The sequence below is a fragment of the Bradyrhizobium vignae genome, assembly GCF_004114425.1.
Lineage (GTDB): Bacteria > Pseudomonadota > Alphaproteobacteria > Rhizobiales > Xanthobacteraceae > Bradyrhizobium > Bradyrhizobium vignae.
The window spans coordinates 23,478-43,416 of sequence record NZ_RDQF01000050.1 but is presented as its reverse complement, the minus strand read 5'-3'; the positions used below and the strand labels follow the sequence as shown (position 1 = coordinate 43,416).

17 protein-coding genes are annotated in these 19,939 nt (G+C 65.3%); 6 read left to right on the top strand and 11 right to left on the bottom strand.

Annotation, left to right across the window (positions count from 1 at the left end; translation table 11 throughout):
• Window positions 1–5 precede the first annotated feature (5 nt).
• A complete protein-coding gene (locus tag EAV90_RS30355; RefSeq protein ID WP_162500169.1) occupies window positions 6–266 on the bottom strand; it encodes a hypothetical protein in 261 nt (86 codons plus the stop codon).
• Between the two features lie 231 nt (window positions 267–497).
• Here EAV90_RS30355 and EAV90_RS30350 point away from each other — a divergent pair, with 231 nt between their 5' ends.
• Entirely contained in the window at window positions 498–1,241 is a 744-nt protein-coding gene (locus tag EAV90_RS30350; protein WP_122401957.1) for a sulfite exporter TauE/SafE family protein, read from the top strand.
• Between the two features lie 50 nt (window positions 1,242–1,291).
• Here EAV90_RS30350 and EAV90_RS30345 read toward each other — a convergent pair whose 3' ends face one another.
• The 4 genes from EAV90_RS30345 to EAV90_RS30330 all read right to left on the bottom strand — a co-directional run bounded on the left by EAV90_RS30345 (window position 1,292) and on the right by EAV90_RS30330 (window position 7,883).
• Entirely contained in the window at window positions 1,292–2,698 is a 1,407-nt protein-coding gene (locus tag EAV90_RS30345) for an MATE family efflux transporter (protein WP_129145561.1), read from the bottom strand.
• 66 nt (window positions 2,699–2,764) lie between these two features.
• Entirely contained in the window at window positions 2,765–4,564 is a 1,800-nt protein-coding gene (locus EAV90_RS30340; RefSeq protein ID WP_164937172.1) for an ABC transporter ATP-binding protein, read from the bottom strand.
• A 338-nt stretch (window positions 4,565–4,902) separates the two neighbouring features.
• Window positions 4,903–6,489: a DHA2 family efflux MFS transporter permease subunit gene (locus tag EAV90_RS30335; RefSeq protein ID WP_129145559.1), complete on the bottom strand. Its 1,587-nt coding sequence runs from the start codon at window positions 6,487–6,489 to the stop codon at window positions 4,903–4,905.
• A gap of 95 nt (window positions 6,490–6,584) precedes the next feature.
• Entirely contained in the window at window positions 6,585–7,883 is a 1,299-nt protein-coding gene (locus EAV90_RS30330) for an HlyD family secretion protein (protein WP_129145558.1), read from the bottom strand.
• A 196-nt stretch (window positions 7,884–8,079) separates the two neighbouring features.
• Here EAV90_RS30330 and EAV90_RS30325 point away from each other — a divergent pair, with 196 nt between their 5' ends.
• Window positions 8,080–8,715 (top strand): TetR/AcrR family transcriptional regulator, encoded by a 636-nt coding sequence (locus EAV90_RS30325; RefSeq protein ID WP_122401953.1) that lies wholly within the window; start codon window positions 8,080–8,082, stop codon window positions 8,713–8,715.
• Between the two features lie 43 nt (window positions 8,716–8,758).
• A complete protein-coding gene (locus EAV90_RS30320) occupies window positions 8,759–9,094 on the top strand; it encodes a DUF6665 family protein (protein ID WP_122401952.1) in 336 nt (111 codons plus the stop codon).
• Between the two features lie 78 nt (window positions 9,095–9,172).
• On the opposite strand, the gene EAV90_RS30315 is transcribed toward EAV90_RS30320, so the two are convergent.
• A complete protein-coding gene (locus EAV90_RS30315; RefSeq protein ID WP_129145557.1) occupies window positions 9,173–10,375 on the bottom strand; it encodes an extensin-like domain-containing protein in 1,203 nt (400 codons plus the stop codon).
• 537 nt (window positions 10,376–10,912) lie between these two features.
• Here EAV90_RS30315 and EAV90_RS30310 point away from each other — a divergent pair.
• Both EAV90_RS30310 and EAV90_RS30305 read left to right on the top strand, forming a co-directional pair.
• The gene (locus EAV90_RS30310; RefSeq protein WP_129145556.1) at window positions 10,913–11,686 is read left to right on the top strand and encodes a DUF2147 domain-containing protein; all 774 of its coding nucleotides are present in this window, start codon (window positions 10,913–10,915) and stop codon (window positions 11,684–11,686) included.
• 296 nt (window positions 11,687–11,982) lie between these two features.
• Window positions 11,983–13,431 (top strand): FecR domain-containing protein, encoded by a 1,449-nt coding sequence (locus tag EAV90_RS30305; protein ID WP_245162577.1) that lies wholly within the window; start codon window positions 11,983–11,985, stop codon window positions 13,429–13,431.
• Window positions 13,432–13,692: 261 nt separating this feature from the next.
• Here the strand turns inward: EAV90_RS30305 and EAV90_RS30300 are convergent, their stop codons facing one another.
• Window positions 13,693–14,280, bottom strand: a complete 588-nt coding sequence (locus EAV90_RS30300; RefSeq protein ID WP_122401948.1) for an NUDIX hydrolase — start codon at window positions 14,278–14,280, stop codon at window positions 13,693–13,695.
• Window positions 14,281–14,349: 69 nt separating this feature from the next.
• On the bottom strand, window positions 14,350–15,213 hold the full coding sequence (gene asd / locus EAV90_RS30295) for an archaetidylserine decarboxylase (protein ID WP_122401947.1): 864 nt from the start codon (window positions 15,211–15,213) through the stop codon (window positions 14,350–14,352).
• A 35-nt stretch (window positions 15,214–15,248) separates the two neighbouring features.
• On the opposite strand from asd, the gene EAV90_RS30290 reads away from it, so the two are divergent.
• On the top strand, window positions 15,249–16,913 hold the full coding sequence (locus tag EAV90_RS30290; protein WP_129145554.1) for an aminotransferase class III-fold pyridoxal phosphate-dependent enzyme: 1,665 nt from the start codon (window positions 15,249–15,251) through the stop codon (window positions 16,911–16,913).
• Window positions 16,914–17,239: 326 nt separating this feature from the next.
• On the opposite strand, the gene EAV90_RS30285 is transcribed toward EAV90_RS30290, so the two are convergent.
• The 3 genes from EAV90_RS30285 to EAV90_RS30275 form a co-directional block, all read right to left on the bottom strand.
• Window positions 17,240–17,899, bottom strand: a complete 660-nt coding sequence (locus tag EAV90_RS30285; protein ID WP_129145553.1) for a hypothetical protein — start codon at window positions 17,897–17,899, stop codon at window positions 17,240–17,242.
• Between the two features lie 131 nt (window positions 17,900–18,030).
• Complete coding sequence (locus EAV90_RS30280; RefSeq protein WP_122401944.1) at window positions 18,031–18,720, bottom strand: class I SAM-dependent methyltransferase; 690 nt, start codon at window positions 18,718–18,720, stop codon at window positions 18,031–18,033.
• A gap of 34 nt (window positions 18,721–18,754) precedes the next feature.
• On the bottom strand, window positions 18,755–19,807 hold the full coding sequence (locus EAV90_RS30275) for a glycosyltransferase family 4 protein (RefSeq protein ID WP_129145552.1): 1,053 nt from the start codon (window positions 19,805–19,807) through the stop codon (window positions 18,755–18,757).
• Window positions 19,808–19,939 lie beyond the last annotated feature (132 nt).

Below are 19,939 nucleotides of genomic sequence, written 5' to 3'. Positions count from 1 at the left end.
TCTTCTTATCGATGATGACGACGGTGGCGTGGGCGAACGACCGGCGCAACGGCTGCAGGATAGGCCGCATAGGCCTCGCTCGGGGCCAACGCCTCGCCGCGGGCTGCGCGCCCCGCGGGCGTGAGCTGGCCGCCATTGAGCACATCGCGGTCGGGATGTGCGGCCTGATAGGCTGCAGGCTCGGAAAACTGCGCCTGCGCCAATGTCGGCGTCAGGCCGGCGACCGATAACAGCGCGGCCGCAACGGCAATGTTCATGCGGGTCATGATCATGCTCCATCATCTCATCAGGGACGGTGCGGCGTGACGCCCGGCAGGCCCCAAGATTAAAGTGCGAGCATCATGTAGGCGCGTCTTCCGCGAATGCCCGCCCTCCGGCATCACGCTTGCGTGCGGTTTTGAAATTGACCTTCCCGGCCGCATCTGTGCTATGCGCCAGATGACGTTCAAAAGCAGCGATCGAAGTTCGGCATCGCCGCTAACGACAGGAAATGACAGGTGGAAACGTCCACTTACGCGCTGCTGCTGTTCGGCGCGCTGGCCGGCGGCTTCGTCTCGGGACTGGCCGGATTCGGCACGGCGCTGATGGCGCTCGGCATCTGGCTCTACGTCCTGCCGCCCACGCTCGCGGTCCCGCTGGTGCTGATCTGCTCGGTGATCGCGCAGACCTCGACGCTGCCCTCGATGTGGAAGAGTTTTGATCTCTCGCTGGTCTGGCCGTTCCTGATCGGCGGGCTGATCGGCGTGCCGCTCGGGACCATGATGGTCGCGTCGGCCGATCCAAAAGTGTTCAAGCTGAGCGTCGGCGTGCTGATCCTGATCTTCTCGAGCGCGCTGTACCTCAACAAGAGGCCGCTCGCCTTCAAGGCCGGCGGCCGGATTGCCGACGGCGCGATCGGCTTTGCCGGCGGCATTCTCGGCGGCCTCGCCGGACTCTCGGGGCCGCTGCCGATCCTGTGGGCCAACATCCGCGGCTGGAACAAGCACGAGCGGCGCGGCATCTTCCAGCTCTTCAACTTCACGGTGCTCGCCACCGCGCTGGTGCTGCAGACGGCATCGGGCCTCGTCGCCTTCAAGGTGGTCTGGCTCGCGGCTGTCGCCTTTCCCGGCACGCTGATCGGCGCATGGGCGGGCGCGCGCGTCTATCACGCGCTGAACGACAAGCATTTCGGCGATGTCGTGCTCGGCCTCTTGTTCCTGTCGGGCCTCACCCTGGTCTGGAATAGCGTTGGCGCGCACTGACGTGTGCGCCAACGAAGATGCGTCCTTGTCGCGACACGACCAGGCTGTCGCTATGCCGGCGCGCGCGCAGGAGGCGCTTCAGGCTCAGTCTCCACCTCCTCCGGAACCTCGACGTGCCGCAGCGGAGCCAGGCGCTTGCCGAATTCGCGGTACAGCAACCACCCGCTCAACGCAGCCTGAAGCGTCGTTGTCACAATCGACAAATACCAGACGTGCTCCATCCGAAAGCCCGGCCACGTCGAGAGCCAGATCGACGGCAGGGAATAGGTGAGGACCCGCATTGCCGAGCTCACCAGCACGGGCTTGGTGTTGCCGAGTCCCTGGAACATGCTGGAGGTGGTGAAGATCAGCCCCTGCGCCACCATGTTGAACGAGACGATGCGCAGGAAGAGCGACGCAACCGCCAACGTTTCCCGATCACTCGAGAAGCCGGCAAGCAACAGACCCGGCGCGAGTTGCGCGAGGGCCAGGAACACGATCATCACGGCGGTCGCGACAAGCGCCGCCTTGACAAAGGTCTCCCGCACGCGCGCGCCGTTGCCGGCGCCGAAGTTCTGGCCGGCGATGGGCCCCGCAGCCAGCGCAATGGCGAGCGCCGGCATCTGGATCAGGCCGAGGAGACGCGTGCCGATACCAAATCCGGCCTGCGCCGCCGGGCCGAAAACGCTCAGCACATAATAGCCCACGGCCATGATGATGAAGACCATCACGAACTCACCGCCGGCAGGCAGGCCAACATTGAGGATTCTCTTCCACTGCCAAAGCTGAGGCCGCCATTGCGCAGGATGAAAGGCGACGTAGCGCTCCAGCTTCAGGAAATACGTGAGCAGCATCAGCACGCCGATACAGACGGCGATCGAGCTTGCGAGGCCAGCTCCAGCGACACCGAGCGGATGCCCGGTGCCCCAGCCCGAGATCAGGACCGGCGCCAGCGCGATGTTGATGCCCACCGCGAGCGCCTGCACCAGCATGCTCGGCCGCACGATGCCGGTCGCCCGCAATGCGGACGCCATCACTTGCGTCGCGAATTGCAGCGCCAGCGCCGGCATGAACCAGAGCAGATAGAGGGTGCCGGCTTCGATCGTTGCGTCGTCGGCCGCGACCGCGCGCATATAGGGACGCGACAGCGCGAAACCCGCAACCAGCGTCAGCAGCCCGAACAGCACCGACAGGACGACCGATTGGTTGAACACCAGATTGGCATCGTCACGGTCCTTGCGGCCCACGGCATGCGCCATCAACGCAACCGTGCCGACGCCGAGCACCTGCATCAAGGCGTTGACGAGAAAGCCGGCGTTGCCGGCCGCGGCGACGCCCGCGATCGCGGCCTCGCCGAGGCTCGAGACGAAGTAGAGGTCGACGAGCTGGCAGATCATGATCGTGATCATGCCGACCACGATCGGTGGCGCCATGTGCAGGATGTGGCTCACGATGGAGCCGCGCGTCAGGTCTTTCATGTCAATCCATCCCTGCCCTGATCCTTCGCGGCTTGCGGACGTTCTCCTCCGTCCGCAGGCCGCGCCTCATTCCGCTGCTGCGATCTGCCCGAGCTCCACCACCTGGCGCTCGAACAGGCCGCGATAAATGCCCGCCGGCTTGGCCGCGAGCAGAGCATGCGTGCCTTGCTCGACGATCTCGCCGCGGTCGAACACCAGGATGCGATCGAGGCTCCTCACCGTCGACAGCCGGTGCGCGATCACGATCGACGTGCGGCCCTTCATCAGCCGCTCCATCGCCTCCTGGATCAGCGCCTCCGATTCCGAATCGAGGCTCGAGGTCGCCTCGTCCAGGATCAGCACCGGCGCATCCGCCAGGAACGCGCGCGCCAGCGCCACGCGCTGCCGCTCGCCGCCCGACAGTTTGACGCCGCGCTCGCCGACCAGCGTGCCGTAACCCTTCGGCAGACGCAGGATGAAGTCGTGCGCATTCGCGAGCCGCGCCGCCTGCTCGATCGCATCAAAGCTGGCGCCGGGCCGGCCATAGGCGATGTTCTCGGCGAGCGAGCGGTGAAACAGGATCGGCTCCTGCTGCACGATCGCGATCTGGCTGCGCAGCGATTGCTGCGTGGCGAGCGCGATGTCCTGCCCGTCGATCAGCACGCGACCGCCGGTGACGTCGTAGAGCCGTTGCACCAGCTTGACGAAGGTCGTCTTGCCGGAGCCGGAGCGGCCGACGAGACCGACACGTTCGCCGGCGCGGATCCTGACCGACAAGCCGTCGTATAGCGGCGCGCGATGGCCGCCATAATGGAAGGTGACGTCGTCGAACACGATCTCGCCGCCCTCGATCGAGATCGGCCGCGCATAGACCGCATCCGCAATCCCGATCGGCTCGTCATGGATCGCCACCAATTCCTCCATGTCGTTGACCGAGCGCTGGAGGTTGTTGATGTGCATGCCGACGTCACGCAGATAGGCGTGGATGACGTAGTAACTCGTCAGCACGTAGGTGACGTCGCCCGGCGAGGCATATCCCGAGATCCACAGCAGCACGGAGCCACCGATCACTGAGGCACGCAAGGCCAGCAGCAGTGAGAGCTGCGCCATGGCGGTGTAGTTGTAGCGGAACCAGGTCCGCCGCACGCGCACGCGCCAGCGTTTGATGACGCGGGCGAGCCGCGCGTCTTCGCGCAGCTCCGCGCCGAAGGATTTCACCACCGCGTTGCAGGTCAGCGCATCCGCCAAGGTGCCTCCGACCTTGGTGTCCCAGGCATTGGAGACGCGCGCGGCCGGCGCGATGTAGCGGGTCGAGAACAGCACCGTCATCGTGACATAGGCCAGAGCGCCGAGCGCAATCACCGCGCCGAGCGAGGCCCAGTGCACGCCGAGCAGGATCATCGACCCGATCAGAACGACAAACGAGGGCAAGAGCGCCAACAGAAGTGTGTCGTTGAGCAGGTCGAGCGCCCACATGCCGCGGGTGATCTTGCGTACCGTGGAGCCGGCAAAAGAGTTCGCATGCCAGTCGGTCGAGAAGCGCTGCACGCGCGTGAACGCGTCCTGCGCGACGTCCGACATGATCTTGAGCGTGAACGGCACGATCGCCTGGAGCCCTGCGAGCCGCAGCACCATCGAGGCCGCGCCGAGCGCCACGATGGCGCCGAACGCGACCAATGCCGCGTGGCGCGCATCGGGATCGGACGGACCGCGGGTCAGCGCATCGATCAGGTGTCCGGAGAACACCGGCATGAACAAATCGGCGACGGTCGCGCCGAGCAGGCCGCCGGCCACGACGAGGCCGCGCCCCGGCTGCTTCAGCCAGTGCCGAAACACGAAGGGCAGCACGACGCGAATCGCCGCGGGCTTCTTTGACAGAGCGGTCATGGCATCGTCCGGCCGCTTTCGCGCGAGCCGGCTCCATCGAATGGACGCAAGTCGGCCCGAAGGCCGCAACGGCGTCACGTAGAACTGATTTTGACTTGGGAAGCGAAGCGATCGGGACGCTTGGCCAAAACCTTGGCCCAATCGAAGCTGGCGGAAGAGGCCTCTAACGGGCCGCGTACATACCGAGCCAGGAGATCATCGAGCGCGGGCGTACGATCTGCGATTGCGACGAAATCATGCAAATCCCTCCCGGTTCGATTGAATGAGGTGCGCTTTATAGATGTGTCGCTCGTGAATTGCAACGGGGCTCGCGCGAGATCACGCACGAGTGTTGCAAATTAGTGCGCATCGCCGCCGGCGCCGAACGGCGAAGCCGGCTTGTTCAGCAGCGCGACCAGCAGGCTGAGGCCGAGATAGAACAGCGTCAGCATGAGGAAGGCGTCGCCAAAACTCATCACCACGGCCTGGCGATGCACGAGCTGGGAGAGCTGCTTCATCGCCATCAGCGTGGAATCGCCGAGACCCTGGAACTTCTGCATGAACATGGTCAGGGTTTCGGTCGCAGTGGCGTTGCCCCAGGTCACGCGCTCCTGCAGGCGGGTGATGTGCAGGTCGGTGCGGTCGTTGAGCACGGTGTTGATGACGGCAAGGCCGACCGCGCCGCCGAGATTGCGCATCAGATTGAACAGGCCGCTCGCATTCTTCACCCGGTCAGGCGCCAGCGTGCCGAGCGCGATGTTGTTGGTCGGCACCATCGCGAACATCATGCCGATGCCGCGCAGGATCTGCGGCACCAGCAGCTCGTAGAAATCGTAATCGCGGGTGATCCAGGTCATCTGGTAGGAGCCGATCGCGAACACGATGAGGCCGAACGCGATCATGTAGCGCATGTCGAGCTTGGCCATGAGCCGTCCGACCAGCGGGGCGACCAGGAACATGGTGATGCCGGAGACGAACATGGTCTCGCCGATCATCAGCGCGCTGTAGCCGCGCACTTCGGCGAGATAGCGCGGATAGATGTAGGTCAAGCCGTAGAGGCCGATGCCAATGCAGAATTGCAGCGTGCACCCGACGGCGAAATTGCGATTGGAGAAGGTGCGCAGATTGACGATCGGCTCGGCCGCCGTGAACACGCGCCAGAAGAAGGCGATCGCCGAGATCGCGCAGATCCAGGCGCAGATCGCGACCGAGGGGTCCTGCATCCATTCATATTGCGGGCCCTCCTCCAGCACATATTCCAGCGTGCCGAGGAAGCCGGCCATGAACAGCAGGCCCCACCAATCGAAGCGGTCGAGCAGCTCGAAATGCGGCTCGTCGAAATCGACCAGCGCCAGCACGCCGAGGGTGATGCCGATCCCGGGCACGACGTTGATGAAGAACAGCCAGTTCCACGACATCAGGTCGGTGATGTAGCCGCCGACCGTCGGCCCGACCGTCGGAGCCAGCGTCGCGACGAGGCCGATGATGGGACCGACGATGTGGAACTTCGTGCGCGGGAACACGGTGTAGGCCGAGGCGAACACCGTCGGGATCATGCCGGCGCCGAGAAAACCCTGCAGCGCGCGCCAGAGGATCATCTCCTCGATCGTCGTTGCGAAGCCGCAGAGCAGGCTCGAGAAGGTGAAGCCGGCCGCCGAGATCGCGAACAACAGCCGCGTGCCGAAGGCGCGCGACAAAAATCCCGACAGCGGGATCGCGATCACCTCGGCGATCAGATAGGCGGTCTGAACCCAGGAGACCTCGCTGGAGCTCGCCGACAATCCGGCCTGGATTTCGCTGAGCGACGCCGAGACGATCTGGATGTCCAGGATGGACATGAACATCCCGAACACCATGATGATGAACGCAAACAGCCGCTTCGGCGCGATGCGCTCGGAAGCGGAAGCTGCCATCATGGCAGGCGAAGCGGTGGTGGCGGTGGCCATTCTCTCACTCGGCTCGCGCGAGGCGGCACGATCCACCTCTCCCTTCGGGGGAGGTGGAAGACGAAGCGGCGCTCGTCTCGAACATCATAGCGCCCCTACTGCGGATGAATCGCGGTGGGATCGTCGAGATCGACCTCGCTGTCGGCGTCGGCGGCGCCCTTGTTGGTGTCGACGGTCGCGTAGACCGACATGCCGGCGCGGAGCAGGTTCTGCTTCGCCACCGACTTCGGCACGCGGATGCGCACCGGCACGCGCTGCACGATCTTGGTGAAATTGCCGGTCGCGTTGTCCGGCGGCAGCAGCGTGAACACCGAGCCCGCGCCCGCCGCGATGCTGTCGACCACGCCGGAGAACTTGCGCATGCCGTAGGCGTCGACCTTGATCGTCACCGGCTGGCCGGGACGGATGCGCTTGAGCTGCGTCTCCTTGAAGTTCGCGTCGATGTAGACCTCGTCCAGCGGCACGACGTTGCCGAGGCGCTGGCCGACCGCGACGAAGTCGCCGGTGTTGACCAGGCGGTTCGAGAACGTGCCGTTGACCGGCGCGCGCACCGCGGTGAAGCCGAGGTCGCGCTCGGCCTTGGCCAGCGTGGTCTTGAGCTCGGCAAGCTGAGCCTGTGCTTCGGCCTGCTGCGCCTTGGCGACGTCCACATTGCTGACCGCGACGTCGTAGGCAGCCTGCGCGGCCTTGACCGCGGCGGCGCCCTGATCGCGTCCGGCTTCCGAGCTCTCGAAGGTGGCGCGCGAGGCGAAGCCCTTGCTGCTCAGCGCCTGCTGGCGCTCATAATCGAGGTCGGCGCGCTTGAGTCCCGCTTCGGCGGAGACGAGCTGCGCCTTGGCCTGCGCGACCTGGCTGTCGAGCGCGGCGACCTGGCGGCCGATGCGATCGATGGTGGCCTGCTGGGTCGCGATCTTGGTCGCGGCGGCTTCGACCGCGATCTTGTAGTCGCCGTCGTCGATGCGGAAGACGATGTCGCCGGCACGCACCGCCGTGTTGTCGCCGGCGAGGATCGAGGAGATATGGCCGGCAACGCGCGCGCCGAGCATGGTGTTGTTGGCGCGGACATAGGCGTCGTCGGTGGAGATGTAGAAGCGGCCGACCAGCGTGTAGTAGCCTGCATAGCCTGCAACAGCGACTGCGAGGACGAGGCCGACGCCCATCAGGACGTATTTGCGCTTGCCGGACCTGGGCGCAGCGGCAGCGGGTGCGGCCGGCTTGTCGATCAGGGGCTTCTCTGGCGCCTCGCGGGTCGGACGCTTCGTTTCCTCGGCTACATGAGCGCGCAACTGCTCGGCAGGGGGTGCCGATGTCTCGGACGCAGCATCACCGCCGGCCCGGTCCTCCGCCGCTTCCTGGCGAAGGACGCGAGCAGCCTGGTCTCTCGATACGGCCATAAAGGCCTCCCCAATAAGCGCGACCGAGGGCGGCCGCTGCGCAGCCGGCTTCCTCTCGCCGATCCCAGATATCATTGACCGAACGGTTCGGTCAATATACAATAATATTCCCGGCCAAGACTGTACCGCCGCGAATCCTTTATTCGGGGTTTCATGGCCCTGAGCCGGCCCAAAAACCTTTCGAGACGCTGAACCAATGGTTGTAACTGCCAGCGAACATCTGCACGTCATCCAGGAGGACGACGGCTCCAAGCGCCGCCAGATCCTCGACGGTGCCCGCAAGGTGTTCATGGATCTTGGTTTCGACGGCGCCAGCATGGGCGAGATCGCGCGCGCCGCGCAGGTCTCCAAGGGCACGCTCTACGTCTACTTCGCCGACAAATCCGCGCTGTTCGAAGCCATCCTCGAGCAGGAAGCGCTCCAGCACGGCCAGGTCGTGTTCAATTTCGATCCCGCGCGCGATGCCGAGACCACCCTGAAGGAGTTCGGTCGGGCCTATATCCATCTGCTCTGCCGGCCCGGCGGCGGATCGGCGATCCGCACCGTGATGGCGATCGCCGAGCGCATGCCCGATGTCGGCCGCCGCTATTATGCGCGCGTGCTGGACAAGAGCATCAATCGCCTCTCCGACTATCTCAAAGCCCAGGTCGCCTCCGGCGATCTCGAGATCGACGATTGCAATCTCGCCGCCTCGCAATTCATGGAGCTGTGCAAAGCCTCGCTCTTCCTGCCCTTCGTGTTCCAGGCCGCACCCGCGCCGTCGGAAGAGCGCATGACCACGGTGGTCGACAGCGCAACACGGATGTTCCTGGCGGCATACAAGACGACGTAGCTGCGCGTTGCACCTGCGGGCCGGGCAGCACTATATTGCGGCCATGTCTCGTGATCTTCGCCCGCCGGTCGATATCCTCCACTACGAGATCGTCCAGGAACAGGCCTCGGCACTTGGACGGATGGGCCGCGCACTCGAACAGGCGCTGGCGCGCTTGCGTGAGTTCGACGCTGCCCACGCAGCCTCGGAGGTGCCGACCTCGATGCAACCGGCCAGGCGCAAGCTGGTGATGGAAGCCGGCTACGCGCTTTGGATGTTCGTGGTGCAACGTGAGGCGTCCGGCTTGCGCGACAGCCGCCATATCATGCGCACCTACAACGTTCCGGGCGAGGTGCAGCTATGCATGGGGGTGGCGCCGTCGAAGCCGGCGAGATCGTAGCCCGCATGGGGCGAAGCGGAATGCGGGGACTTTCCCGGATTGCGCGCAGCGTCATCCGGGCGACAGGCAAGAGCGCCGCTAATCGTCGGCGTACTCGTCTTCTTCCCGCTTGCGTGTCGCGCTCTTGCGTGCACCGAGCGAGCCGGTCACTGACGGTTCGCGCGCATTCGCATAGGGACTGCGCGATTGCGCGCGCGCGGCGACCTCTTCGCCGGAGACGGCGGCGGGCTGGCAGATCAGGCGGCGGCTGGCGCGACGCATCAGATCGACGTGGATGTGATCGTAGTGATAGACGTTCGAGCCCGGCGCGAGCACGGTGGTGAAATGCGCGCACGCACCCGACTGCACATCGCGCAAGAATCCCTGCTCTTCCGGCATGCCGCGCCAGCCGTCCTTCACGGTGATGCGGCGGCCGTCGGCCAGCACGAAGGCGGAGATGTCCAGTGCATTGCCGAAGGCGTGTTCGGAAATATGAGCATGGGGATTGCCGTTCATGCCGCGGCAGGAATAGGCGGAGATCTGCTTGATCTCGGCGACGCGGACGCCGAACCAGCGCATCGCCGAAGGCTGCACCGTGTCGGCGAGCCAGCGGTCGAGCTCGGATACGATCGGACAGGCGAGCGTCGCGGTCGGCTTGATCGCGACAGGACCGACGGCCGTGACGGAATTGCCCTGCGCCCGGCCAAGACGCGGCAGCGGCTGCTGCGCAGGCGCCTGCGAGTAAGGCGCAGGACGAGCCGGATAGCTCGGTGCATTCATGTAGCGCGCTGCGCCCGCGGCATCGGTGCCCTCGGGGGGCAGATCGATCTCGTCCTCCTGCGGCGCTACGCCCGGTGCGTTCAGCGACATCGGCCCGGTCGAGGCGCCATAGCCCGCGGGCTGGTGTACCGCGCTCTCGGGATAGGTCGAGCGTTGCGGATAGGATGATGCCGGATAATTCTGGCCCTGCGGATAGTTCGACTGCGGCTGCACCGGCCAGCGCGGCTGGTTGCCGATGTTGCCGGGCGGGCGCAACGTCTCGTCGGTAAAGCCATAGGTGCTCGAGGCCTCGCCGATCGCGGCAACCTTCAGCGGATACTCGGCGCCGCACATGCCGGGCCCCGAGATCGGATCGATGCGGACGATGTCGGCGCTCTCCTTGACCGCGCCCGATTTCAGGCACGCCGCTTCCGCCTCGGCCCGCCATGGCTCACGTTCGGCCTGGAAGAAGCCGCGACCGCAACCCGCTAGCGAAACAAGGACGATGGAGCCGACGAGATACAAACGAACTCCGCGCGTCATGCACGCACGTTCGATGAATTTACTTAAGGACTCTTCAACGTGTTGACTTCAGCCTTCCTTAACCATGACGGCCTGCGCTGGCTCGAACGCTGCCGCCGATGAGCGACAGCGAGCCTGACTTTTTCGAGAAGGAACTTTCTGTTAACCATAAGGCTGCGCGCCAAGCGGCGCGCATGGAGGGAGCGACATGACGTTCGCCGGGAGACTGAGCGTTATCACCGCCTACCTCGCCATGGCCTTCGTCGGCGCCATCGTGCTCGGCATGATTTAGAGGCTCAGCACACGGTATCTCTCTTCCCTTCTCCCCTTGTGGAGAAGGTGGCGCGCGAAGCGCGACGGATGAGGGGTTCTATCCTCGCGCGCCGGCCTCGCGGAGACAGGAACGGTCGGCTGCACGGGCTTCCAGCGAGAGCCCCGGCCAGGCGCCGTTGTGACGTCCATCACAGAACGCCTGACCACCTCGGCGTAGGGTCGAGCCACGCTTCAACCGCCAGCGACTTCAGTCCATCTCGGGACCGCGCAATTTCGGAGATTGTCATGAACAAGCTCACCATCGCCGCTGCCGCGCTCTTCCTCGTTTCGACCGCCGCCGCGCATGCCGGCAATTCGATCTCGTTTCAGATCGAGGGCCAGCACATCCGCATCGAGACGCCGCGCAACTGCGCCTCACTGAATTGCGTGACCATCATTGCGCCGGGCCTGTCGGACAAGCCGATCAAGCTGGACAGCATCAACCTCAAGGGCCTTGGCGGCTCCAAGGACGATGACGTCGACACAACGCCGGCTCCCGCGACCACAACGGCGCAGCCCGCGCCGGCTCCGGCGCCGCAGCAGCCGGTGCCGCAGTCGCCAGTGCAGGCGACCGCGCCCACCGCGTCGGCCGTCACCACGCCTGCAGCTTCCGCCCCGTCCAGCTTCGACAACACGCAGCCCGCACCTGTTGCGGCTCCTGCTCCCGTTGCCGAGCCCGCGGCCGTCGCTGCTGCTCCCGTGCCGGCTCCGGTTGCCGCCGCGCCCGTCGCGGTACCGAATTCGCCGATCGGCGTGTGGGCGACCGAAGAGAACAAAGGTAATGTCCGCGTCGAACAATGTGGCCCCAATCTCTGCGGCTATGCCGAGAAGACCAACGAGCGCATCCTGATCAACATGAAGCCCGAGGGCTCGAAGTGGAGCGGCCGCATTCGCGATCCGAACTCCGGCCGCAACTACGACTCGACGATCTCGATGAAGAGCCCGAATGCGATGCGCGTGCAGGGCTGCGCCTTCGGCGGCATGTTCTGCGGCGGTCAGACCTGGAAGCGCGTGAGCTGATGCGCGGAGCGCGTGGTCCCTGAGAGATTCGCGATCTTCGTCATGCCCGGGCTTGTCCCGGGCATCCACGTTCTTGGTGTCGCCAAACAAGGCGTGGATGGCCGGGACAAGCCCGGCCATGACGTTGTCGAGAGAGCCAACCCACGCCGGAGCCGCGCACCGCTCGAACGCTCGTCCCTTCCCGTGCGGCAGACGTTCATCCGCCATTCAGATGCGCCCGGCTGAAATCCGCAGCTCTCGCCTCGCCTTCTCTCCGGGACCTCCTCGTGACTTCGTTGGTAGCTTGGCGCCGCTCCATGTTCGCGCTCGCCCTGCTGGCCTTGCCGCTGGCAGGCACAGGTGTGGCGTTCGCGTCCGATGCCATCGAGCTTGCGCAGGCACAGCCACAAGTGCAGCCGACGCCCGCGCCTTCACCGACGCCATCAGCCTCGCCGACACCGTCCCCGGACGCACAGCCCGCCGCCGTCGAGCCGATCGGCAACGTCGCGACGGTGACGGGGATCGCGACCGTGATCCGCGACAGGAATTCCTATCCGCTGCGGGTGCGCGACGATATCTATCTCAACGACGTCGTGCAGACCTCGTCGAACTCCTCACTCGGCATCACCTTCAACGATGCGACGACGTTCAACCTTTCGGCCAGCGCGAAGATCACCATCGACGATTACGTCTATGAAGATAGCGGCAAGCAGAATTCGGCGATCTTCGACGTCGGTAAGGGCACGGTGGCCTTCGTCGCAGCGGCCGTGGCGAAGACCGGCGACATGAAGATCACGACGCCGACGGCAACGCTCGGCATCCGCGGCACAACGGGGGTTATCGATGTTCCCGAAGGTGCGGCGGCGAACAGGGCGAGCAACGTCAACATCAAGCTCTATCCTGACGCCGACGGCCGGGTCGGCCACATCGATGTCGACGACCGCAGCAGCGGGGCGCGGCTCGGCGCGCTGACGCAGGCCGCGAGCGGCTTTGCGATCCGGCCTGGCGCGAGCGGCACCGGCGGCGTCATGCGCTTTACCGCGGTACCGATCACGATTCCCGCGCAGCAGATCGCGCGCGACCGTAGCTTCGTCAGCCAGGTACATCTCGCCCAGACCGCGGGCCGGCAAATCGTCATCGAGCAGCGCGACTTCCGCCGCGCCAATCCGGCCGCGATCAGCCGCATTCCGCGGCCGGTGCAACCGCCGCAGCAGCAACAATTGCGGCCGACGACGGCGCCGGGCCAGCAACCGCAGCGGCCGAACGGACAGCCCGGTCAGAACAATCGTCCAGGTCAGCAACAGCCGGGCACGCCGGGCCGGCAAGGAACGCAGCAAGGCGCGCAACCGCCGCAGCGACAGGGACAAGGACAACAAGGTGGCGCGGTGCAGCCGGGTACGCCGCGTACCGGCCAAGGGCAGCAGCAAGGGCAGCAGCAAGGGCCGCGGCAACAGGGCGCTGGTCGCCCGATGGGCGCGCCTCGCGCCGGACAAGGCGCTCAGCAAGGCATCCAGCCGGGCGGCACGCCGCGAGCCCAGCCGCAGCGCAGTGGACAAGCTCCGGTGCAGCCCGGAGTCATCGCGCCGCCACAGCCGGGGCTCACCCCGCAGCCGCAAATGCCGCGCACAGGATTGCAGCCAGGCCAGCCGCCGGCGATCCAACAGCCGGGCATGCAGCGTTCCGGCGGAGTCCAGCAACGCCTGCCGGGCGCTCAACGCCCCGCCGCGCCGCGCAAGCCGGCTCCCAAAGAGAAGGAGCGGCGGTGACATTTCACTTTCGCCCGTCGCGCCCGCATGTGCATCTTCGGCCCGGCGGTGGCCTCTGAGCAAAGAGTGCGAGAGAGGCGCACTCAGCCATCTCCACGTCATTGCGAGGAGCGAAACGACGAAGCAATCCAGAATCTTTTCGCGGAGAGATTCTGGATTGCTTCGCGGCGCTCGCAATGACGATGTGGAGGAAGTTGACGCTCACCTGATCGCATCAACCTGCGGATGCCGTCTCACCTGCGAGCAGCGCGGCTCGAGACTTCACGCTTCGCCGCGCAACCAGGCCTTCACCTTCTGCAACAGGCCGTGCCGCAGTTCATCCACGGACGCAGCTTCCGCCGGTGTCAGCGTTTGCAGGGCTGACTCGATATCGTCGGTGGCCAATGGCGATACCGGCTCGGAATCCTGCTTCGACTCCGGCGCGGACAGAGGCGCCAACCCCGCCGCCGCGAGCGCGATCGGGCCAACTTCGTTGAGGAACGCACGCTCATATTCGCGCGAAAGGCGGGCGATCGCATCGTCCAGCGTCAGCCAGTCGACCGCCTTGATGTCGTTCATCAGCTTGCGGACCGGCGCTCCGTCAGCCTGCATCCGCCAGAAATGCACGATCTTGGAGCGCCCGCCGGACTGATAAGCGAGCGTGCCCAGAAATTCGTGCACGGCAACGTCGTGGCCGGTCTCCTCCAGCACCTCACGGTGCGCGGCTTGCTTCGGCGTCTCGCCGTCATCGAGCTTGCCCTTGGGCAGCACCCATTCGTTGCGCTTGCGCTGGCGCACGACCGCGATCCGTGGCGCAGGTCCACGCCGCAGCACAATTCCACCCGCTGCCATCACCGGCGCCCGCGCCATCGCTCAAATCCGTGTCGATCGAATCGTCCCCGAACGACGATATAGGCAGCGGGGACGGCGGATTGAAGGCTACTTTTTTCTGAGCAGCGCTTGACCAGCGCGAATGCGCGTACCCTCGGCAATGCCATCGCAGAAGATGAAATCGCCGGGCGCCAGGATGATGATGGTCGAGCCGTGCTCGAACCAGCCGAGTTCCTCCCCCTTCGCCACATTGACGTCGCAGGGGAAATTGACCGGGCCGCGGGTCTGCGCGTTCAGCACCATGTCGAGGAAGTGCAGGCGGATGCTCGCGACCAGGATCGCCGCAACGGGCACCAGTGTCACCGCTTCGCCGGTCGCTAGGTGCGTCCGGATCACCGCGCGCTCGTTCTTGCAGAAGAGACGCTCGACGCGCTTGAGCGCGATCGGGTTGACGTTCCAGACATCGCCATGAATCAGCGTGACGCGTTCGATATGGGCGTCATAGGGCGCGTGGAAGCGGTGATACATGCTCGAGGTCAGCCGCAGCGTGACGAAGGAGCCGTTGCGGTGCTGATCGACCAGCGCGGAATCGCCGAGGAGATCGAGTAGCGAATAGGGCGCGCCCTTGACCTGGAACAGCTCGGTGTCCGCGATCTTGCCGTGAGCGCCGACAATGCCGTCCGAAGGGCTGGCAACAATCGAGGGGTCCGGATCGAACGGCCGCAGGCCCGGCTTCAGCTCGCGGGTGAAGCAGTCGTGCAGGCTCTTGAAGTGGGTCTTGCGCGCCTCCGACAGGTCGAGGTCGGAGAACAGCTTCCACAGCGCGATCGAGAAGTCCCGCACGAAGGGATTCTCGATCTTGGAGAACCAGCCCATGAAGCGGGTCAAGGCCGCGCGGGGGATGCGGTTGGTCAACAGGAAGTTGAGGTCTTCCTGCTGGGTGAAAGAGGCGATGAGGGCTTTGACTGTCATGAATCTGTCAGCTCGCAGGTTTAGCGCTTGTTGTCATGGAAACGACACTCCCGATTCTCTCGATGTCCGTGGCCGCCGCAGCCTCCGCTGCCGCCGTCCTCCCGAAGATCAAGGCGCGGGTCGAACTGTCCCGCGCCAAGCACCGCTCGCTCGCCGGGCACTCCAAGATGTCGCGGCGGGTGGCGCGGCTGCTCCCATTCTACGAGTTCGAGGGTGACAGGTACTTCGGATGCGACGGTGCGCCCGCCAACATCGTGGCCCGGCGCAAGGACGCCTTCTTCCGCCTCGCCAGGCTTTACGCCGAGCGCTACCCGAAGGGCCGCGCCCTGACGAAGGAGGCGGCGGAGGCGATCTCCGACCTGAACTTCACCGAGAGCTACCGCGTGCCATTCCAGTTCTCGCGTCTCGTGCGCGAGCACCTGGGCACCTCGACCTTCATGGAATCCTCGCGCGGCGTCACCGTCACCGATGTCGACGGTAACACTTCCTACGACCTCACCGGATCTTACGGCGTCAACATCTTCGGCAACGACTTCTACAAGGAGTGCATCGAGGGCGCCGAGAAGCGCGCGCATGCGCTGGGTCCCGTGCTCGGCCCCTACCACCCGGTCATCCTCGAGAACGTGAGCCGGCTCCGCCAGATCTCCGGCCTCGACGAAGTCTCGTTCCACATGTCCGGCACCGAGGCCGTGATGCAGGCGGTGCGGCTGGCGCGCTATCACACCAAGCGCACGCATCTGGTCCGCTTCGCCGGCGCCTATCACGGCTGGTGGGGCGACGTGCAGCCCGGCGTCGGCAACCCCATTCCTGCGCACGAGACCTACACCCTCGCCGAGATGTCGGAGAGGACGCTGCATGTGCTGAAGACGCGCAAAGATATCGCCTGTGTGCTGGTCAATCCGCTGCAGGGCCTGCATCCCAACGTCAACGCGCCCGGCGATTCCTCGCTGGTCGATTCCTCCCGCGGCGGCGACTTTGATCGCGCGGCCTATACAGAATGGCTGAAGAAGCTGCGCGAGGTCTGCGACCAACGCGGCATCGTCTTGATCTTCGACGAGGTCTTCGTGGGCTTCCGTCTCGCCGCCGGCGGTGCCCAGGAATATTTTGGCGTCAAGGCCGACATGGTGACCTACGGCAAGAGCCTTGCCGGCGGCCTGCCGGTCGGCGTCGTCTGCGGCAAGCGCGAATTGATGCGCCGCTTCCGCGATGATCGCCCCGCCGACATCTGCTTCGCCCGCGGCACCTTCAACTCGCACCCCTACGTCATGACGGCGATGGACGAGTTCTTGAGCCGGCTCGCCAGCCCCAACTTCCGCGCCGTCTATGACGGGCTGGAAGAGACCTGGAATGGCCGTGTCCAAAAGCTCAACCAAATGATGAGCGATGCCGACCTGCCGGTGCGCTTCGCCAACTTCTCGTCGATCTGGACGGTGAAATACACCACCCCGTCCCGCTACAACTGGATGCTGCAATATTACCTGCGCGCCGAGGGCCTGGCGCTGAGCTGGGTCGGCACCGGAAGGCTGATCTTCAGCCTCAACTACACCGATGCCGACTTCACCGAGGTCGCCGAACGCTTCGTCCGCGCCGCGCAGAAGATGAAGGCCGACGGCTTCTGGTGGCACGATGGCGCCCTTACCAACAAGCAGATCAAGCGGCAGATCCTGAAAGAGATGCTGGCCAAGCGGTTCGGGCGCTGAGGCTTTATCGCGCGGGCTTGCTCCGCCTCTCCCGCTTGCGGGAGAGGCCGCCGCGCTCGCAGAGCGCGGCGGGTGAGGGTTCTCGCCACACGGGGACGCCGTCAGCAATCCCCGACAATCCCGACGCGGAGACACCCCCACCCCAGCCCTCCCCCGCAAGCGGGAGAGGGAGCCTACTTTCAATGCCGCTACATTGGCACCATGTGCGATTGCCCCACCGCGCGCGGAGAGAGGCGAAGATGCAGCCCCCAAGACGTGGATGCCCGGCACGAGGCCGGGCATGACGTAACCAGCAGACATAGGAGTGCGTTGTGTCCGCCGCGCGCTCAGGCGTGCTGCTCTTCGAGCGTGGGCTCGCCGATCAGGCCGAGGGTGTGCTCGGGGTTGAGATGCAGGCCGGGGTCCATGAGCTCGCCGCGCATCAGGGCCAGCGGCGCCTTGCGATAGAGCATCAGGTCGTGGAACGGATCGGTCAGGATCTTGGTCATCCAGACGAGACCGGTCTCGACGTCGCGGATGAAGAACAGGTGCACGGTGCGGAACAGCAGGCCGCCGCCGCCGACCACGAGCCAGATCTTGGCGACCTGACGCATGAAGTCGGTCGCGCTTTGCCACGGCGTGAACAGGCCGAACAGGGTGGGATCGGCAACCAGCACCAGCGGCGAGAGCGCCCAGATCGCCATCAGCACCACCTTGCGCTGCAGGTTGTAGCCGACCTTGATCTCTTCCTTGTACTCGTGCGTCGCCTGGTTGATGTGGTCGTAAGTGTGCGGCTCGAAGAAGAAGTGACCGGCCTGGCGCGAGGTCATCGAGACCAGCCAACCGACCAGCGCGGAGACCACAGGATCGATGAACAGCCAGACATAGGCGAAGAGGAAGCTCAGCGCGCTGACGAAATGCAGGCTCTGATTGATGCGGCTGTGGTGATAGTAGCGATGGTCGTCCCAGCGCTGGATCCGCAGCTGCTCGAGATAGTTCTTGATCATGCTCTCCCCCAAAATGCTTTCGGGTCCGGGATTACAGGGATTCGATGTAGGCCGTGTGACATCATCATTTCGTCATGTGACGATGTGCAGCGGCGCGATGACGCACGCGACGCGTGAGCTCACGCCGCCTTTCAAGCCGCCTTGGCGACGTCGACCTTGCGGAAGCGCACCAGCGAGAAATGGCCGAGCGGCGGAATCAAACGGCGCTCGGCGAGCTCCATGCCATGCGCACCAGCCAGCCACTTCGCGTAACGCGACCAGGCGAACTCCGCCGTGCGGAAGCCGAGCGGACGCACCACCGGCTGCAGCTTCTGCTCGATGAAGCGGCGCATGCCGGTGTCGGCGCTGACGCGGGTGAGGATGATCAGCTCGCCGCCGGGACGCAGCACGCGGGCGAATTCGTCGAGCGCCTTCTCCGGGTTCGGCACGGCGGTGACGACGTATTGCGCCATCACGACGTCGAAGGAATTGTCGGGGAATTCGAGCTTCTCGGCGTCCATCACCGCGAGGCCCTCGACGTTCTTCAGCTTCTGCTCTTTCACGCGCCGCCGCGCCTTGTCGAGCATCGCTTCCGAGATGTCGGTGCCGAAGATGCGCAGGTTCGGCGCGTAGAGCGGCAGCGAGATGCCGGTGCCGACGCCGACCTCGAGCACGCGGCCGCCGATCTTGTTGGTTGCCGCGATCGCGGCCTGTCGACCCTTGGCGAACACGCCGCCGAACACGAGATCGTAGACCGGCGCCCAGCGGTCATAGGCCTGCTCGACCGTGCCGCGGGTGAGGTCGAGCTGCTGGGTGCCGTCAAGGTTCATGATCTTGGCCATCGATGAGGTTCTCGCTGTGGGTTCGAATTGACGATCAGCTGCGCACCGGCCGCCGCGCCATGCGAGGCGAGGCGCGCAGGACACGGCTGGGCTGAAGTGAGGTGAGATTGCCGACGAACTGGCGCGCGCTGTTCTCCCAGGAGCGCTCAAGCGCGAAATTGCGGCAGGTCTCGCGCGACATGGTGAGTGCGCGCAGGCACGCGGTGCGCAGATCGTGGTCGATCGCGCCGATCGGGTGATCGGCGATGACGTCCTTCGGACCCGTGACCGGAAAGGCCGCAACCGGCGTGCCGCAGGCGAGCGCCTCGAGCTGCACCACGCCGAAGGTGTCGGTCAGGCTCGGAAACACGAAGACGTCCGCCGCGGCGAGATGCGCGGTGAGATCCGCACCCTTCTTCTCGCCGAGGAAAACCGCGTCCGGATACTTCTTTTCGAGCGCAGCCTTCTGCGGGCCGTCGCCGACGACGACCTTGGTGCCGGGCAGGTCGAGTGAGAGGAACGCTTCGAGGTTCTTCTCCACGGCCACGCGCCCCATGGTCATGAAGATCGGGCGCGGCAGATCGAGGCTCGCGGGAGCGTCGGGATGGAACAGCTCGGTGTCGACGCCGCGCGTCCAGAAGCCGAGCCGCTTGAAGCCGCGCTCGGACAGCTCCTGCCGCAGCGAGGGTGTCGCCACCATGGTCATGGCGGCGGCATCGTGGAAATGGCGCAGCACGGCATAGCCGACCGCGGCCGGAATGCCGGTCCGCACCGAGACATATTCCGGAAAGCGCGTGGTGTAGGAGGTGGTGAAGGCGAGCCGGTTGCGGCGGCAATAGGCCCGCGCGGCCCAGCCGATCGGGCCCTCGGTCGCGATGTGCAGCGCCTCGGGCGTCGCCCTCTCGATCCGCCGTGCGATCTCCTTCCCGCTCGGCAGCGCAATGCGCAGGCCCGGATAGGTCGGCAGCGGCCAGGACGGAAAGCCGTCGGGGGTGAGGAAGTCGATCTCGACATCGAGGGCCTTGGCCGCATTCGCCAGCGAGGTCAGGGTGCGGACCACACCGTTGACCTGCGGATGCCAAGCGTCGGTCGCGATTAATACCCGCATGGGAAAGTCCCGAGAGTTTGATGATTCTCAGGTACCGACCATCAACGAAGGATATTTCAGGCGTGTGACGTCACAGAAGTGTCGGCCCACTGTTTTGTTCGTTAATGGCCTCGCGGAGCCACGAAACTGTCA

Excerpts from the sequence above, each read along its gene's own strand:
- EAV90_RS30355 (WP_162500169.1), bottom strand. The coding sequence starts at position 266 with ATGACCCGCATGAACATTGCCGTTGCGGCCGCGCTGTTATCGGTCGCC.
- EAV90_RS30345 (WP_129145561.1), bottom strand. The coding sequence starts at position 2,698 with ATGAAAGACCTGACGCGCGGCTCCATCGTGAGCCACATCCTGCACATG.
- EAV90_RS30340 (WP_164937172.1), bottom strand. The coding sequence starts at position 4,564 with ATGACCGCTCTGTCAAAGAAGCCCGCGGCGATTCGCGTCGTGCTGCCC.
- EAV90_RS30335 (WP_129145559.1), bottom strand. The coding sequence starts at position 6,489 with ATGGCCACCGCCACCACCGCTTCGCCTGCCATGATGGCAGCTTCCGCT.
- EAV90_RS30330 (WP_129145558.1), bottom strand. The coding sequence starts at position 7,883 with ATGGCCGTATCGAGAGACCAGGCTGCTCGCGTCCTTCGCCAGGAAGCG.
- EAV90_RS30325 (WP_122401953.1), top strand. The coding sequence starts at position 8,080 with ATGGTTGTAACTGCCAGCGAACATCTGCACGTCATCCAGGAGGACGAC.
- EAV90_RS30320 (WP_122401952.1), top strand. The coding sequence starts at position 8,759 with ATGTCTCGTGATCTTCGCCCGCCGGTCGATATCCTCCACTACGAGATC.
- EAV90_RS30315 (WP_129145557.1), bottom strand. The coding sequence starts at position 10,375 with ATGACGCGCGGAGTTCGTTTGTATCTCGTCGGCTCCATCGTCCTTGTT.
- EAV90_RS30310 (WP_129145556.1), top strand. The coding sequence starts at position 10,913 with ATGAACAAGCTCACCATCGCCGCTGCCGCGCTCTTCCTCGTTTCGACC.
- EAV90_RS30305 (WP_245162577.1), top strand. The coding sequence starts at position 11,983 with ATGTTCGCGCTCGCCCTGCTGGCCTTGCCGCTGGCAGGCACAGGTGTG.
- EAV90_RS30300 (WP_122401948.1), bottom strand. The coding sequence starts at position 14,280 with ATGGCGCGGGCGCCGGTGATGGCAGCGGGTGGAATTGTGCTGCGGCGT.
- asd (WP_122401947.1), bottom strand. The coding sequence starts at position 15,213 with ATGACAGTCAAAGCCCTCATCGCCTCTTTCACCCAGCAGGAAGACCTC.
- EAV90_RS30290 (WP_129145554.1), top strand. The coding sequence starts at position 15,249 with ATGGAAACGACACTCCCGATTCTCTCGATGTCCGTGGCCGCCGCAGCC.
- EAV90_RS30285 (WP_129145553.1), bottom strand. The coding sequence starts at position 17,899 with ATGATCAAGAACTATCTCGAGCAGCTGCGGATCCAGCGCTGGGACGAC.
- EAV90_RS30280 (WP_122401944.1), bottom strand. The coding sequence starts at position 18,720 with ATGGCCAAGATCATGAACCTTGACGGCACCCAGCAGCTCGACCTCACC.
- EAV90_RS30275 (WP_129145552.1), bottom strand. The coding sequence starts at position 19,807 with ATGCGGGTATTAATCGCGACCGACGCTTGGCATCCGCAGGTCAACGGT.